The organism is Microcystis sp. 0824 (assembly GCF_003112475.1).
In the GTDB taxonomy this organism is placed as follows: Bacteria; Cyanobacteriota; Cyanobacteriia; order Cyanobacteriales; family Microcystaceae; genus Microcystis; species Microcystis aeruginosa_C.
Map to the genome: position 1 here is coordinate 122,067 of NZ_BDSM01000019.1, position 15,633 is coordinate 137,699.

A 15,633-nucleotide genomic window follows, 5' to 3' on the forward strand; every position below is an offset into this window, starting at 1 on the left:
AAAAAATGATTAATGGTTCATCCAATTCCCGTTATCTCCTGATTGTGGAAGATCCTCAGGGGAGAAGAACAATTACCCTAGAGGAAATGAAATATTCTCTCGGACGTAAGTCCGATAATCAAATTGTTCTTCGCTCCAAACACGCTTCTCGCTATCATGCAACTTTAATTAAAAAGAGTATTGATCGCCAAAAATTTTCCTATTGGATTCTTGATGGTGATTTAGAGGGAAATAAAAGTCATAATGGCATTTATGTCAATGGGTCTAAATGCTTAATTCATGAATTAAAAGATGGTGATTTAATTAACTTTGGCTGTGATATAAATGCCAGTTTTCATTTAATAGCAAGTCAAGCAAAAATAGAGCAAGCACCAGTTAAAAGTCTAGGACAGTTACAAGGGAACCTGACGGAAAATGAAACCCATTCTAGCCAGAATGACCTCCATGCAAAAAGTACCTTAATTCTCGATCAATCCCCATCCAAAATCATTAGTTTTGATAGCCAGATTCAAGAGGAATATTCTTCCGGTCTTCTCACGGATTTACCTAACCGTTCTCTCTTTAATCAATATCTCTCAAGTGCTATTAATAATGCCCAGAAAAATAATAAACTGATCGGGCTGTTATTATTGGACGTAGAGCGGCTAAGAAATGTCAACAATCAACTAGGTTATCCCCTGGGATATAAACTCTTAAAAATCTTAATTGAACGTTTAAGAAAAAATTTGCGATCAGAAGATATAGTCGCCCATTGGAGAGGGTATAAATTTATTATCCTGCTGCCACAAATTAATGCTGCTAATGATCTAGAAAAAATTAGTCAAAGAATTATTAACACCCTAGAAAGTAATTATGATATCGAAAATCACTCCCTAGCCGTGCGATTAAGTTTAGGTTCAGTTATCTATCCCCCCGACGTCACAGACAGGAAAGTAATATTACAGAAACTGGAGGAAAATTTAGTAGCAGTCAAGAATAATACAAATAATAACTCCCAGATAGAGTCAGTTAATGTTCCCTCCAAAAATACTCGTAGTTCTAAAGTTGAATATTTTCTCTATCAGGCAATGAGAAATAATGAATTAGCTCTTTACTATCAACCGCAAGTTAATATCCCTCAGAGGCAAGTGGAAGGATTGGAGGTATTATTGCGCTGGTTACACCCTCAATTCGGATTAATCGCTCCCAATCGTTTTTTACCCTTAGTCGAAGAAAGCGAGTTAATCCTTGAGCTTAATCGTTGGGTGCTAAAAAATGCCTGTCAACAGGCACAAATATGGCAGCAGCGGGGATTATTATACACTCCCATCTCGATCAATCTGTCCCCACACCAATTGCGCGATCCCCAGTTGCTCACCATCTTCAAAGAAGTCTTGACTGAAACCAAAATCGGGCCTTTCTTTCTGGAGATGGAAATAACCGAGACAAGTTTACTGGAAAATAGCCGCGAAACCGGTCGAATTCTTGGGGATTTGCAGAAATTGGGTATTAGTATTACCCTCGATGATTTTGGCAGCGGGTACGCTTCGATCGCCTATCTCGGTCAATTTCCCGTGAAAAAACTGAAAATAGAGCAATCTTTAACAAAAAAACTGACTAATGCTCCCCAAGATACCCGTTTTATCTCGTCATTGCTGGCGATAGCGAAAAGTTTTAACTTAATAGCGATCGCCAAGGGAGTGGAAACCCAGCAACAATTAGAAATCCTGCAAGAATTAGGTTGTGAGAGAATGCAAGGCAATCGCATCAGTTGCCCCCTAGCAGTGGAGGAAATGACGACATTTCTCCACACCCACCGCACCCTCTCAGTTGGGGATTAGGAGTCAGGAGACAGGGGAGAGGAGACAGCTTTTGTGTATTCTCCCCACTCCCCAATTCATAATTCATAATTCATAATTCATAATTCCCACTGATAACTGATTTTGGTCACTGATTCCGGTATGATCTGAACAGAGAATCTAGTATTAAATACCTACTCATTCTAGCGTGAGACTCTTGCCGAACCTGTCAGCAGCAGAAATTTGTGGCGGCGGGGTGCTGCTGGATCCAGAGTCTGGTTTAATTACATACTATGGGTTAACAATTAGTTGTGTATTTAGAGGGAAACTATGGCCAATAAGCCAGAGCGCGTGGTTCTAATCGGTGTAGCTGGGGACTCCGGCTGTGGGAAATCTACTTTTTTACGTCGTTTGACCGATTTATTCGGGGCCGAGTTTATGACAGTGATCTGTTTAGATGACTACCATTGCCTCGATCGCAAACAGAGAAAAGAGGTGGGTGTCACCGCACTCAATCCGAAAGCGAATAACTTTGACCTGATGTATGAGCAGATTAAAGCTCTCAAGGAAGGTCAAGCCATTAATAAACCTATTTATAATCATGAAACGGGGATGATCGATCCTCCCGAAATCATCGAACCGAATAAGGTAATCGTGATCGAGGGACTACACCCCTTATATGATGAACGAGTCCGGTCTCTATTAGATTTCAGCGTTTATCTCGATATTAGCGATGAAGTCAAAGTTAACTGGAAAATTCAACGGGATATGGCCGAGCGCGGTCACACCTATGATGATGTCATGGCGGCCATTAATTCTAGAAAACCGGATTTCAGCGCCTATATCGATCCCCAAAGACAGTACGCTGACGTGGTGATTCAAGTGCTGCCCACCAAATTACTTGAAGATCACGAAAGTAAATTACTGCGGGTCCGTTTAATCCAGAAAGAGGGGGTAGAAAACTTTGAACCCGCTTATCTGTTTGATGAAGGTTCCACCATCGACTGGCGGCCCTGTGGTCGTAAATTGACCTGCACTTATCCCGGTATTAAACTCTACTATGGTCCGGATGGCTTCTTGGGAAATGAAGTGTCGATTCTGGAACTAGATGGTCAATTCGATAACCTGGAAGAAATGATCTACATCGAAAGCCATTTGAGCAAAACCGGCACTAAATACTACGGTGAAATGACGGAATTACTGCTCAAACACAAAGATTATCCCGGTTCTACCAATGGTACGGGTTTATTCCAAGTATTGGTCGGTCTCAAAATGCGTGAAACCTACGAAAAACTAATGGCAGCCGAAGCAAAAGTGGTGGCCCAAGTCTAGTTTCTAGTTTTGAGGGAGCCAGCATTCTACCCGGGTAGGATGCTGGTTTTTTAACCCACTAATCCCGATCGCAGGGCCAGCACTGCCGCTTGAGTCCGATCATCGACACAGAGTTTATTTAAGATATTGCGGACATGGGTTTTCACCGTGCCAATGGTGATATAGAGTCGGTCGGCAATCTCGGCGTTACTACAACCGGCGACAATCAGATCGAGAATTTCTAGCTCTCGTTCCGTTAGGGGCGCATTTTCCAGTAATTGGCGACATTCCAGGTCAACCCCCTGAATTATCACTGTTTTGGCCTCGGCGGCTGCACCCACGGGAACATTTTGGCGCACTTGTTGCAGGACAATATTGGCGATTAAGGGATCGATCCAAGGATTGCCTTCCTGGGTGGAATGAATCGCCTCGACTAATTTATCGACGCTAATATCCTTCATGCAGTAGGAATCAGCCCCAGCAGTAAAGGCCGCCAAAACCGGTTCTTGGGTTTTGTGCATGGTTAGCATGAGAATCTTCGTGGCCAGGCCGTCCTCGCCGCAATTTTGTTTGAAACGCCGCACTAACTCGATCCCGTCGATCGTAGGCAAACCTATATCGACGATCGCCACATCGGGTTTAGCCTCCTCTAGCAGCCTCAGTCCCTGTAATCCATTGGTGGCTTCTCCCACCACTTGAATACCTTCTCGATACTGGAGGGCTGCCACCAAGCCCATGCGTGTTAGATCGTGATCTTCTATAACGATAACCCGCACTTTATCCATGTTCTTTTCCCAGTTGATTTTATTTCCACTTACAGCGTTGCTCATAAGGATTTCTCATAAATATGAAGTATGAAGGAATTTGGCATCATTTGTGGACGACCAGCTACTGTCCGGCGTTACCTGTTCAGGTCTCCCCCAAACAAGAGACTTAGTACCTCACTATTAAGATAACTGCTATACTAAAAGCCGCACTGCCAAAGAGCCTTAATTGTCCCCTCAAATCTACACTTTACTACTCCCAATCTTAGTCTTTGCCGTCCCATTGTAACATCCTTTAAATCTCGATTAGGTAAAGATTTAACAAGAATACATCTTTGATCTACTTGGAGTTTAATAGATATAGAATTGGGTTCTGGTTTAATCAATTTTTTAGCCTATCTTAACAAAAATCTCTTAAATAAACAAAAAAGCTAATTTTTGTCCTTAATTAGCTCAATAATAGTATCTAACTGTAGATAATTTCTCAAAATTACTATTTTCCTTGATATTATCGCTTTAAGCTATTTTTGTCTATTTGTCAATACCGATCTTACCCATTTTACCATCTTGGCCACCACCTCCAATATGATTGAGGCTGAATTTTTCCCCACTGTGCCAGTCGATATCAACAAATAAAAATGGTGTTAGTAGGGAAAAAGCTTACTCTCTAGGAGTCCTGTAAAAAAATTAATTCAGCTGGTGTTACCGCTCCTTTTTCCGTGATGATTGCGGTGATTAAAGTGGCGGGAGTAACATCGAAAGCGGGGTTATAAAAGTTAACATCTCTAGGGGAAAGGGTTGTCGTCCCCACCTGATAAATTTCGGCACTATCGCGCTGTTCGATCGGGATACCCGTACCATCCTTAAGGGAAAAATCCACCGTCGATAGCGGTGCAGCCACATAAAAAGGCAGATGATGAGCTTTTGCCAGCACCGCGAGGGAATAGGTGCCGATTTTGTTAGCCGTGTCCCCATTGGCCGCAATGCGATCGGCCCCAACAATCACCGCATCGATCAGTTTTTGCTGCATACAGTGGGCTGCCATGCTATCGGTGATCACGGTGACGGGAATTCCCTCCCGCGCACATTCCCAAGCGGTTAATTTTGCCCCTTGCAACCTTGGCCGGGTTTCGTCTGCATACACTTGTATTAATCTTCCCGCCGTCCAAGCGGAACGAATCACCCCTAAAGCAGTACCATAACTGGCCGTGGCCAGGGAACCAGTATTACAGTGGGTTAGAATTGTCAGTTTTTCCGGCTGCTCCGGCAGCGCCAATAAACCATGGTGACCGATCGCTCGACAGGTTTCCACGTCTTCTTTTTGGATATTGTGGGCAGTTTCAAGGAGATTTTTGCTAATTATTGTCACTTCTGGGCCACTTTCCCTGGCCACTTTTAACATTCGCTCGATCGCCCAGAATAAATTCACCGCCGTGGGCCGGGTTTGGGCTAATCGATCGGCTACTCTAGTTAAATCAGCCAGAAATTCCTCTGTCTGGTCGGTTTTAATTTCCTGCGCTCCTAAAACCATACCATAGGCAGCCGCTACCCCGATCGCTGGAGCGCCGCGGACAATCATCGTTTCGATCGCCTGGGCCATGGACTCACTGCTGGTGATCTCAACTTCCCGATACTCGATCGGTAAACGGGTTTGATCGATCAGCCAGACTTTGTTATCTTGCCAACGCACGGGATAGATTGAGTTACTCTCGGCATTGTTTGTGGTCATAATTAGTAATCTCCGTAATAGTTGCAAAATTTTGGTTTTTTTTAAGAGGTCTAGTCTCGTGCGCTCTAGTTACTTTAAGCGATCGAGCTTGGATTCTGGTCATAGCTAGATTAGGGTTTAATCTTATATATCCCGGATTTTATCCTTTGTATTCTCGTCTAAGTTTTTGTAGTCTGTCTATCTCTTTTCCTGTCGGGTGTAGAGTTTTTTTGCGGGTGATTCTCAAGCGTTCGGCTATTCTTGCCACTGTCGCCACACTTAACAATATACCAGTTCTTTCTAGGAATAGTTTCGATAGTTCGGCTAGAGTTGCATCATTATTTTCCTCAATCAAATCACCGAGGGCGATCATCTGTTCTGACGTAAGTTTTAAATGACGGCCACATCGATAAGTCTTCGGTCGAATATCTCCCGTTTCTCGAGATTGCTTCAAAAGCTTTTGTACGAAACTTAAGGTTACGCAGAATCTTTTCGCTAATTGTCTTTGAGAGATGGGTTCGTTATAATAACAGTCTAGGATTTTCTGACGGAACTCTACTGGATAGGATTTCATTTTTTTTACAATTTAGCTATCGATAACATTATACTTAAGTAAGTAGTTATAATGTTATTGAAGATAGATTTTGCCTCTGATCCCCCCTGCACCCCTTAATCCCCCCTTGATAAGGTAGGGTTGATTCATAGTAGGGTTGATTCATGAATCAACCCTACCCTTGATAAGGGGGGTGTCTGACAACTTTTAACACCCACCTACTTAATATTTCCGAGAAAGGCCGTATCTGAATAGAGTAGAGGGGGAGAACACTCCTTGAAGACATTATGCTTCTGGGTCGATTGTACCCAGTAACAAGTAGTTCAAAAATCAATACAATTACTTTGCGGTAAGGGTTGGCTGATTTTTCTTGGGAGGAATTTCGGAAATAAATAAAAATAATCTCCTGTCTCCTGACATCTGACAACTGATGTTTACTTTTCTTCCTGTCTTCTTGCTGCTAATTGGTCTAAAATTTCGGCGTGAACTTGGCGAGTAATTGGATAAAAATAGGCAAGAATTAGACTAATGATCAGGAAAAATGCTGGTAAAGGGGCAATTGCTAGGCGAATTGCTATTAAAGCACTATCTGGCTGTAGGGGAATTGCTTCTCCTGGGATTCTCGGTTTAAAACCAGATGTTTCTAGAGCAATACCGACAAGAAATAACCCCAAAGCTAAACCAATTTTTTGCAAAAGTACCATGAAAGCATAAAAAATACCTTCTCGACGTTTTCCTGTTTCTAATTCATCTAATTCAATCACATCAGGAACCATTGACCAAGGAATTAAATAGGCCACAGATACACCAAATCCCGCCAAAACTGCCAAAGTATACATTAAAGTTATTTGTCCTGGTTGGAGCAAAAATAAACCGATTTGGGCAATAATCCAGACAGTCATCCCTAAAAAATAGACTAGCTTTTTATCTAATTTCTGACTAACTGCTTGCCAGAAAAATAACATCACTAAAGCTGTTCCCTGTACTGCTAAAGCGACTAAACCTGATTCTGCTTCCGATAGTCTCATGTAGCTGACGACGTAGTAAACCAAAATCGAGGCGGTTAATTGTACTCCTAACCAAGCACAAAGATAGATGCCAATAACGTATAAAAAGGGACGATTACCAAAAACTATTTTTAATTGTTCTTTCAAGGGAATATTTTCGGGATTATTAGCCGCTTCTCTCTGTTTAATTGCCGCATCATCCCTGAGATGATTTTCAGTTTTACCATAGTAAATAGTTAAACCAGAAACTATCACTTGTATTCCTAATAAAATTGTGGAAATAGCGATAAAGTCTCTGGGATTTACCCCAATTTTTCCTACTCCATAGACCAAGGAAAGCGCACCGATAACTATAAAAGCAATTGCCAAAACTTTTTTCTGAGGAGAATTTAGAATCGCTTTTGCTCCTCGTTCTTGTAAAACTAAAGCGCACCAAATAACTGCTATAATCGACATTAAAGCACAAACTACACCTAACAATAAAAAAGCTTGATGGAGATCGTTGGCATAGGACGATGAGACGAGAATATAGAGAATTAATGAGAGAATGCTACCCCCGATGGAAAAGGCAAAACGAAAACTATTTAAGCGGGTTCTCTCGTTATAATCATAAGTTAATTCAGGGGTGAGTGCCTGGTAGGGAAGATTGACTACCGTATAGGTTAAATTAAAGATAATGCCGATAAAAATATAATATAAAAATAACCATAATTGGTTATTGGTCGGGATTAACCACAGTAAAAAATAGCTAATTCCGAAGGGAATCGACCCCAATAACATCCATGGTAAGCGACGACCCCAGATAGTACGAGTTTGATCGCTCCACATACCAATGATCGGATCGTTAATAGCGTCGAAAATTCTCACCACCATCAGCACACTACCGGCTAATCCTGCCGATAATCCTGCCACATCAGTGAGGAAAAATAGCAAGTAAAATACCGAGATATTGGCAGTGATAGCCGGTCCTAAATCGCCCGCACCATAGGCGATTTTTGTGGTTAAATTGAGTCTTTCAGCAGTTAAATTATCCATAAAAGCAATTACAGAGATTAAAATAAGCTTAACCGTTCTGGGAGCATTTGTAACCTTTGTCAGAGCAGCTGAGGAACTTTAATTTTTTTGATTTCTAGTAATTCCTGAAAATATCCAGCATTAAAAGAGGAAGATTCCTCGATCACACAAGGGACAAAGAAATGGCTTTATCTGTGGCATCCCGGAAAATTCTGACTATTTCCCCGTCCTTCACTTTTTATCTATCGCCTTGGCCAGCATTATCAGCTAAACTGGCTAATATCAGTTATTTTAGCTATCAGCATCGGAATTATCCTTATTCTGGCAGTTACACGCGAGAATATCTACCAGATTGTTCTTTTTCGGACTGTTAGCGGTTAGTATCTATTACTTGGGGGACGATCGAAATAGATCAGGAAAGTGCGATAGTACAGATCAGAGATCGGGAAAAATTTTTTCGCCAAACCCAAAACTTTTTGACGCTGAAGTTCTATTATGCCTCATATCTTCCTATTTTTAGAGATTTTTTCCCAAGAAGGCGGTATTCAATCATATATTAAGGATGTTATACAAGCTTATCTTACTTTGCCCGATTCCGAGGCGGCCGAGGTTTTTTTACTGCGGGATGCCCCTGATTGTCCTAATCCTTTCAAAAATCGAGGTATTACCTTTCATTACCTGAAAAATAACTCAGCAACTCTCGGACGCATCCAATTAGCCCTTAAGTTTCTGGTTTCTCTCCTCCGGAAACGTCCCCAAAGAGTTTTTTGTGGTCATGTAAATTTAGCCCCCCTCACCCGTCTTTACTGTCAAGCTTTAGGCATACCCTACACCGTCCTTACCTACGGCAAAGAAGTCTGGGAACCTTTACCAAATTCCCAAAAACAGGCCCTGCAAGCGGCCGAATCGATCTGGACAATTAGCCGTTACAGTCGCGATCTTATGTGTGAGGCTAACGCTATTGATCCCAAAAAAGTAGCAATTCTCCCCTGTGTGGTGGATGAAGAAAAGTTTAATTTAGGTGAAAAGTCCTTGACATTAATCAAAAAATATGATATAGAAAATGCCAAAGTTTTATTAACAGTGGCCCGATTGTGGTCGGGGGATATCTATAAAGGGGTAGATGTTACCATTCGGGCCCTGCCGACAATTCTAGAGACTTATCCCGAAGTAAAATATCTAGTTATCGGACGAGGAGACGACCTTCCCCGGTTAGAAGCTTTAACCAAGCAGTTAGGAGTCGATAAACAGGTAATTTTCGCCGGTTTTGTCCCCACGGAGGAATTAGCCGACCATTATCGTTTGGCCGATGCTTACGTTATGCCCTCCCGGGAAGGATTCGGGATTGTTTACCTAGAAGCGATGGCCTGTGGTGTTCCCGTGATTTCTGGGGATGAGGACGGTTCAGCAGAGCCGCTGCAGGATGGTTTGGTGGGGTGGCGGGTTCCCTATCGAGATGCCGAAAAAGTGGCTAAAGCTTGTTTAGAAATTTTGCCAGGTCAGGATCAACGTTGTCACCCGCAATGGTTGCGTCAACAAACTCTAACTAAATTCGGCAAAAAGACTTTACGAGCAAAATTAGAGCAGTTAATCTAAATCCCTATGCTCTATGTTAGTGCGAGTTTTGGGGAGCATCCCAGAGCTGCACGGGCAGGAGACCTGTTCTACATAGATTCTCTAATTTTATCTGTGGGCTAGGCTTCTGGCCCGTCCTTCCCGTCATTCAACCAGTTTACCTAAATTAAACACTTAAAACACAGGAACAATGGAGGTGAAAAAATAACACTTAAAAAGCGTTTAATTGAAAAGATCAACAACAAAAACTAGAACAGCTAGAGATGGGGGCTAACCCATCCCCAAACTAGACAATTATGCTATTCTTTTTTATACATCACCTCCACCACGGTATGTACGTTACCTCTGGGATGAAAATCCCCCTTAACTTTCATCTGCAAGGGTTCGCAAGCCGCCACCAAATCATCTAAAATTTGGTTAATTGCTTCTTCGTGGGAAATATAAAGATCGCGATAACTATTAATATAAAGTTTAATCGCCTTTAATTCCATCACCTTTTGATCGGGAACGTAGCTAAGATAAATAGTGGCAAAATCGGGATAACCGGAAAAGGGACACTTACAGGTATATTCCGGCAGAGTGATCTGAATATCGTAATTTCTGCCAGGACGTGGATTGGGAAAAGTAATTAATGTTCCTTCGGCAATTTCTCTTTCCCCGTACTTAACCTCAATTTTTTCGGAAGACTGAACCATGTTTTTTCCTAACTAGACAATGTTTCCTATCATAGCTGGAATATTCTCTCAAGAGGTGTTACCGAATTAAGAGATGAATAAGCTAAGACGCATTTTAACCACCGGTCCTTAGATTAGCCGAATCTCTTCATCCCTTTGCTTTTGCCTCTTGCCTCTTGCCTTCAGACTGAAAATCAGCCAAGTGGAATTTTCAGGTAAAAAATGCTCTATGATTAACTCTAAAGATACTGTAAAACTGGTTTCATGCTCTCCGAGATTAAAAACATAGCCGAGAGTCTCGCACCCCGATTAGTGGAGATTCGCCGCCACATTCACGCGAATCCAGAGTTAAGCGGGCAAGAATATCAAACTGCCGCCTATATTGCCGGGGTTTTGTCTTCCTGTGGTCTATCGGTGCAGGAAGCGGTGGGAAAAACGGGAGTTAAGGGAGAATTGGCGGGAAAAGGCAGTGATCGAAGGATTTTAGCCATCCGGGCCGATATGGATGCCCTACCAATCCAAGAAAGAACCGATTTAGACTTTGCTTCCCGCAAACCGGGGATTATGCACGCCTGCGGTCACGATGTTCATGCTACCGTCGGTTTAGGGGTGGCGATGGTGCTTTCCCGCCTCTCGGAACCTTTGGGGGGAAAAATACGCTTTCTCTTTCAACCAGCAGAGGAAATCGCCCAGGGGGCCAGTTGGATGATCCGGGAGGGGGTGATGCGGGATGTCAGCGCCGTTTTGGGGCTGCACGTTTTCCCCTCGATTCCGGCCCGATCGATCGGGGTTCGTTACGGGGCCTTAACTGCAGCTGCCGACGATCTGGAGATTTTTATTCAAGGGGAATCCGGCCACGGGGCCCGGCCCCACGAGGCGATCGATGCTATCTGGATCGCCTCGCAAGTAATCACCACTTTGCAACAGGCAATTAGTCGGACTCAAAACCCTTTGCGTCCCATCGTCCTCACCATCGGGCAGATTAGCGGTGGTCGCGCCCCCAACGTCATCGCCGATCAGGTACGCATGGCGGGAACCGTGCGATCGCTGCACCCAGAAACCCACGCTCATCTCCCGGAATGGATCGAGAGTTTGGTCACGAATGTCTGTAGCACATATAACGCTAAATGTCAAGTAAAATATCGTCGGGGCGTGCCATCGGTACAAAATGACCAATTTTTAACTCGTTTGGTGGAAGAAGCCGGTTTAGAAGCTTGGGGACAGGATCGGGTGTTAATTCTCTCGGAACCCTCCATGGGGGCCGAGGATTTTTCCCTTTATTTGCAACAGGCCCCGGGGACAATGTTCCGTCTGGGAGTGGGTTCGACTAATCTCCTCAATCCCCCCCTTCACCATCCGGAATTTTTAGTGGATGAGTCGGCAATTCTGACGGGAGTGATTACTTTAGCCTACGCTGCCTATAAATATTGGCAAAGGGAAGATTAAACCGGTTTTTCAAGATAATTTTATGGAAATTTGGCAAGATTTAGCTATTATAGCTTGGACGGAATTGCTGCTGGATAGTTATGAACAGTTAATCGGGCGATCGCTGTTGCCCCGGATCGGTACTGGCAAAGAACAGAGTAAAATGCTCTTTTATGCCCCTTTCGTGCTGGTTTCCCACGGTACACAAACTAATCCGATCTTTAACTATGGTAATCGCAGCGCCCTGGATCTCTGGGGTTTAACTTGGCCAGAATTATTAGCAACTCCTTCGCGAGCGACGGTACAGGGGGAGGAACCCGCCCAAGAACGCCAAAAAATGCTGGATTTAGTCAAAAAACAGGGCTATATCAACGATTATCACGGGGTAAGGATCACGAAAAACGGTCAACTATTTCGCATCGAAAAAGCGATCGTTTGGAATATCATCGATCGTGATGGCATTTATTGCGGACAGGCTGCCACTTTTGCCGATTGGATTTTTCTCTGATTTAAGCTCCTCAATCCCCCATCACCCCACTCCCTAATTCATAATTTATAATTCCCTCTCCCCAATTCATAATTCATAATTCATAATTTATAATTCATAATTCCCCACACCCCACTTCCCAATTCATAATTCATAATTCATAATTCATAATTCATAATTCCCTCTCCCCAATTCATAATTCATAATTCATAATTTATAATTCATAATTCCCCACACCCCACTGTATCGCCCAAATATGACCAACTCAGACCGAATTATTGTTCCTCTCGATGTGCCGGATTTAGAATCAGCGATCGCATTGCTCGATCTGTTGCCGGAAGTCAATTTTTGGAAAGTGGGACTAGAATTATTTGTCAGTAGCGGTGCAGAAATTCTGGCGATTCTGCAAGAAAGACAAAAAAAGAGCTTTCTCGATCTCAAATTTCATGATATTCCCAATACGGTCGCCGGGGCCTGTCGTTCCGCCAGTCGCTATCAAGTGGATTTACTCACCCTCCACGCAACGGCCGGACGGCAAGCGCTGACGGCAGCTAAAGCAGCAGTCTCTGACCTGCTATCCCCGCCAAAACTTCTCGCTATCACCGTTTTAACCAGCCTTAACGCCAGGGAATTAGCCCTCGACCTCAAAATTCCCCTAGAGCTATCGGAATATGCCTTAAATCTGGCATTATTGGCCAAGGAATCGGGAATTGATGGGGCGGTTTGTTCTCCCCAAGAAGTGGCGCAATTGCGTCGCGTCTGTGGAGAGGATTTTCTCTTAGTTTGCCCCGGAGTTCGTCCCTCCTGGTCAATCAAAGGGGATCAAAGTCGGGTGATGACTCCGGCCCAAGCGATTAAAGCTGGGGCTGATTATCTAGTAATTGGACGACCGATCACCGGTGCTGAGGAGCCAAAGGTAGCATGGGCAAAAATTTGTCACGAATTAGCCGATATTTAGGGGTATTACTGGTTATTTTCGGGATTAACTCGCCAGTAGTTAGTCTTCCTCTTTCTAGCTGTCCGGAGGATTTAAATCTTTTAGTCGATCGCCTCTTGTCAGATTTACCCGGTTATGCTAATCGAGTTATTACCCGTTCCCAAATCGACCAAAAATTATCTACACCGGTTTTTGTGATTATTGCCGGTCGTCCTGAATTTGCACCCCTACCTTTAACTGCCAGTCAATATTCTGGTCAAATTGCCGATGACACTCAACAGGTTTTTTTTACGACTTTAGAGCGTCAGTATAGCAAAAATCGCTCTGTCAGCCTCCAGAATTATCACTGGTTATTTTTAACTAAAACTGGGGAAGGATGGCGATTAGTGACGATTTATAGTCAATTAGCGGCCCTTGAACCCGCTCAAGTCCCCTTACCTCCCCTAGAAACCAGCCAAGGCACCATCGGCCAAGCGGTGCGTCTCTGGCTGCGGGACTGCGAAGCGGGGACATTGCGCTAAATTCGCTCGGCCAAAACAAAGCGGTCGAAACCTGCTAGGTCGTTAATAATCTGAATTTGTCGATAATTGCCCTGATTTTCCAGCATTTGCGCTACTTTTTCCCCTTGACCGGCTCTCATTTCCACTAGCCAAAGGCCTCCCGATCGCAGATAATCAGGTGCAGTGGCCACTAGATATTGAATTGACTGTAATCCGTCTTCACCTCCATCCAGGGCCAAACGAGGTTCATGTTCCCGCACTTCAATTTGTAAGTCGGGGATTTCTGCACTGGGAATATAGGGAGGATTGGACAGCATACCGCTAATCTGTCCTTTCCACTTCTCTAGGGGTGTCCACCAAGAACCCTGTTTTAGGATAATTCTGTCGGCAAAACCGGTATTGATGATATTTTCTTTGGCGATCGCTAAAGCCGTTTGACTGTAATCAATAGCATATATCTCTGCTTTTGTCAAGATACTGGCTAAACCAATAGCGATCGCACCGCTACCGGTTCCCAGATCTACCCAGATTCCCCCGTCGTCTCCTCTGACGGTTTCTCCAACAATATCGATTAATAACTCGGTTTCGGGACGAGGAATTAAGACCGCCGGGGAGACTTTCAGGGTAAAATTACGCCAGACCACCGATTCGAGCAAATACTGCAAGGGAACCCTTGCTTGCAGGCGTTTTTGCCAGCGTTTAGTAATTTCCGACCAAGAATAACTCAAAGGGATTTTTTCTCGTTCCCGAAAGGATTGTAAGCGCAGGGAAAGAGTATCTAAATCTGTCACTGCTTGCAGAAAGATATCCACTTCCTTGGCAGATAGTTGCGCTTGCGCTAAATCCGCGATCGCCTGTTGGCGCCATTGACTTAATTCTTGACCGGAAATACTATCAGTCACAAGGCTTAACGATTGGGGGCGGGGGGATTATTGGTATTATTATTAGGGCGTGGCTGATTTGCTGGGGGTTGGTTGGGAGCATTTTGGTTGCTATTTGCTCGGATAAAATTAATCGTTTCTTGGCTAGGATAGAGGAGAATTTTAGTTAAAGCTTCATCGTTGCTTTGTTGTAGGGTGGCGATGACACTTTCTAAGGGAATAACCTCAATTTTTACCGTGGCTGCTTCGGCGGGATTAGCTTTTTTATATTGTTCTACCATTTGCAAAGCGGCTGCTTTTTCAAAGAAGAAAGGAATAAAATCCTGATTATTGCGACTGATCACCAAAAAATTACTCTCTTTTCCCGCTTTCGGCACAAATAAAGGTACCCCACCTTGATACTGTTGACCTCTTTCACTAAGCAGTTTTTTCGCCGATTCTACTTCCGACTCTTTGGGAACAAAATCGATAATTAAACGATTTTGTTCGGTTTGACTGGCTTGCATTTTATAGACTTGTGCCAAAGAAACAGCCTGAACTTTAACTTTGCTGGCCACTTCAGGATTCTCTTTTTTCAGTCGTTCAAAAAAGTTTTGTGCGTCCTGTTGACTGATAAAAACTCCCGTGAATTTCTGTTCTTTTTCTCCCACGGCAATTAGGGGAACTCCTTGATCGTCGGCAATAGCAAAGACAGGTACAGACTGCAAGGTTCTGACGATTTGTTCTTCAGGTAAAGCGAGTGCTTTAGAATAGCTGCCCAGCAGCGAAGTCAGCATTGTCGTTCCTACTAAACCAAGGGTTGCCGTCCAACGAATGAGAGATTTCATCAAAATAATTACCTCGTTATTACTATTAACCAATATTTGCCGTTAATCTGAACTATATCGTCTACTTAACTCCTCCGATTAGGAGTTTTTTGATGAATAACCAGCCGCGAAAGTTCCCTTTATTGGCTTGCTTTTGAACCATCATAGCTAAAAATATCCATACTTGGTAAGATGTGGTCGCAGCAGCGGCGA

At 43.5% G+C, this 15,633-nt stretch carries 15 protein-coding genes; 8 read left to right on the forward strand and 7 right to left on the reverse strand.

All coding sequences use genetic code 11. The annotated features are described in order from the left end of the window. The first annotated feature begins 5 nt into the window (after positions 1-5). Together N0824_RS07250 and N0824_RS07255 are read left to right on the forward strand one after the other, a co-directional pair. Positions 6-1,820, forward strand: coding sequence for an EAL domain-containing protein (locus tag N0824_RS07250; protein ID WP_108936336.1), 1,815 nt, complete (start codon positions 6-8; stop codon positions 1,818-1,820). 288 nt (positions 1,821-2,108) lie between these two features. Beyond that, positions 2,109-3,110, forward strand: a complete 1,002-nt coding sequence (locus N0824_RS07255; RefSeq protein ID WP_108936272.1) for a phosphoribulokinase — start codon at positions 2,109-2,111, stop codon at positions 3,108-3,110. Between the two features lie 50 nt (positions 3,111-3,160). Here N0824_RS07255 and N0824_RS07260 read toward each other — a convergent pair whose 3' ends face one another. From N0824_RS07260 to N0824_RS07275, 4 genes are all read right to left on the reverse strand, one after another. Continuing rightward, the gene (locus tag N0824_RS07260; RefSeq protein WP_108936337.1) at positions 3,161-3,874 is read right to left on the reverse strand and encodes a response regulator transcription factor; all 714 of its coding nucleotides are present in this window, start codon (positions 3,872-3,874) and stop codon (positions 3,161-3,163) included. Between the two features lie 646 nt (positions 3,875-4,520). Continuing rightward, a complete protein-coding gene (gene mtnA / locus N0824_RS07265; RefSeq protein WP_108936273.1) occupies positions 4,521-5,582 on the reverse strand; it encodes an S-methyl-5-thioribose-1-phosphate isomerase in 1,062 nt (353 codons plus the stop codon). A gap of 139 nt (positions 5,583-5,721) precedes the next feature. Beyond that, a complete protein-coding gene (locus N0824_RS07270) occupies positions 5,722-6,135 on the reverse strand; it encodes a hypothetical protein (protein WP_108936274.1) in 414 nt (137 codons plus the stop codon). A 413-nt stretch (positions 6,136-6,548) separates the two neighbouring features. Then, positions 6,549-8,156, reverse strand: a complete 1,608-nt coding sequence (locus N0824_RS07275; protein WP_108936275.1) for an MFS transporter — start codon at positions 8,154-8,156, stop codon at positions 6,549-6,551. A 161-nt stretch (positions 8,157-8,317) separates the two neighbouring features. Here N0824_RS07275 and N0824_RS20495 point away from each other — a divergent pair, with 161 nt between their 5' ends. Then, positions 8,318-8,509 carry a hypothetical protein gene (locus N0824_RS20495; protein WP_146184265.1) on the forward strand — a complete coding sequence of 64 codons (192 nt, stop codon included), beginning with the start codon at positions 8,318-8,320 and terminating at the stop codon, positions 8,507-8,509. A 118-nt stretch (positions 8,510-8,627) separates the two neighbouring features. Then, positions 8,628-9,731: a glycosyltransferase family 4 protein gene (locus N0824_RS07280; protein WP_108936276.1), complete on the forward strand. Its 1,104-nt coding sequence runs from the start codon at positions 8,628-8,630 to the stop codon at positions 9,729-9,731. 278 nt (positions 9,732-10,009) lie between these two features. Here N0824_RS07280 and queF read toward each other — a convergent pair whose 3' ends face one another. Further along, entirely contained in the window at positions 10,010-10,405 is a 396-nt protein-coding gene (queF, locus tag N0824_RS07285) for a preQ(1) synthase (RefSeq protein ID WP_108936277.1), read from the reverse strand. A gap of 243 nt (positions 10,406-10,648) precedes the next feature. On the opposite strand from queF, the gene N0824_RS07290 reads away from it, so the two are divergent. From N0824_RS07290 to N0824_RS07305, 4 genes are all read left to right on the forward strand, one after another. After that, on the forward strand, positions 10,649-11,830 hold the full coding sequence (locus N0824_RS07290) for a M20 family metallopeptidase (RefSeq protein ID WP_108936278.1): 1,182 nt from the start codon (positions 10,649-10,651) through the stop codon (positions 11,828-11,830). 22 nt (positions 11,831-11,852) lie between these two features. Further along, positions 11,853-12,317 (forward strand): MEKHLA domain-containing protein, encoded by a 465-nt coding sequence (locus N0824_RS07295; RefSeq protein ID WP_108936279.1) that lies wholly within the window; start codon positions 11,853-11,855, stop codon positions 12,315-12,317. Between the two features lie 235 nt (positions 12,318-12,552). Beyond that, positions 12,553-13,254, forward strand: coding sequence for an orotidine-5'-phosphate decarboxylase (pyrF, locus tag N0824_RS07300; protein WP_108936280.1), 702 nt, complete (start codon positions 12,553-12,555; stop codon positions 13,252-13,254). Continuing rightward, entirely contained in the window at positions 13,218-13,754 is a 537-nt protein-coding gene (locus N0824_RS07305; protein WP_108936281.1) for a hypothetical protein, read from the forward strand. The genes pyrF and N0824_RS07305 overlap by 37 nt, the downstream gene beginning before the upstream one ends. On the opposite strand, the gene prmC is transcribed toward N0824_RS07305, so the two are convergent. Further along, positions 13,751-14,635, reverse strand: a complete 885-nt coding sequence (gene prmC, locus N0824_RS07310; RefSeq protein ID WP_108936282.1) for a peptide chain release factor N(5)-glutamine methyltransferase — start codon at positions 14,633-14,635, stop codon at positions 13,751-13,753. The two genes, N0824_RS07305 and prmC, sit on opposite strands and share 4 nt — an antisense overlap. A gap of 5 nt (positions 14,636-14,640) precedes the next feature. Beyond that, positions 14,641-15,441, reverse strand: a complete 801-nt coding sequence (locus tag N0824_RS07315; RefSeq protein ID WP_108936283.1) for a Tic22 family protein — start codon at positions 15,439-15,441, stop codon at positions 14,641-14,643. Between the last annotated feature and the right edge of the window lie 192 nt (positions 15,442-15,633).

What these genes read in the sequence shown, in the direction of transcription:
- N0824_RS07250 (WP_108936336.1), top strand. Translation starts at nt 6, where the DNA reads ATGATTAATGGTTCATCCAATTCCCGTTATCTCCTGATTGTGGAAGAT.
- N0824_RS07255 (WP_108936272.1), top strand. Translation starts at nt 2,109, where the DNA reads ATGGCCAATAAGCCAGAGCGCGTGGTTCTAATCGGTGTAGCTGGGGAC.
- N0824_RS07260 (WP_108936337.1), bottom strand. Translation starts at nt 3,874, where the DNA reads ATGGATAAAGTGCGGGTTATCGTTATAGAAGATCACGATCTAACACGC.
- mtnA (WP_108936273.1), bottom strand. Translation starts at nt 5,582, where the DNA reads ATGACCACAAACAATGCCGAGAGTAACTCAATCTATCCCGTGCGTTGG.
- N0824_RS07270 (WP_108936274.1), bottom strand. Translation starts at nt 6,135, where the DNA reads ATGAAATCCTATCCAGTAGAGTTCCGTCAGAAAATCCTAGACTGTTAT.
- N0824_RS07275 (WP_108936275.1), bottom strand. Translation starts at nt 8,156, where the DNA reads ATGGATAATTTAACTGCTGAAAGACTCAATTTAACCACAAAAATCGCC.
- N0824_RS20495 (WP_146184265.1), top strand. Translation starts at nt 8,318, where the DNA reads ATGGCTTTATCTGTGGCATCCCGGAAAATTCTGACTATTTCCCCGTCC.
- queF (WP_108936277.1), bottom strand. Translation starts at nt 10,405, where the DNA reads ATGGTTCAGTCTTCCGAAAAAATTGAGGTTAAGTACGGGGAAAGAGAA.
- N0824_RS07290 (WP_108936278.1), top strand. Translation starts at nt 10,649, where the DNA reads ATGCTCTCCGAGATTAAAAACATAGCCGAGAGTCTCGCACCCCGATTA.
- N0824_RS07295 (WP_108936279.1), top strand. Translation starts at nt 11,853, where the DNA reads ATGGAAATTTGGCAAGATTTAGCTATTATAGCTTGGACGGAATTGCTG.
- pyrF (WP_108936280.1), top strand. Translation starts at nt 12,553, where the DNA reads ATGACCAACTCAGACCGAATTATTGTTCCTCTCGATGTGCCGGATTTA.
- N0824_RS07305 (WP_108936281.1), top strand. Translation starts at nt 13,218, where the DNA reads ATGGGCAAAAATTTGTCACGAATTAGCCGATATTTAGGGGTATTACTG.
- N0824_RS07315 (WP_108936283.1), bottom strand. Translation starts at nt 15,441, where the DNA reads ATGAAATCTCTCATTCGTTGGACGGCAACCCTTGGTTTAGTAGGAACG.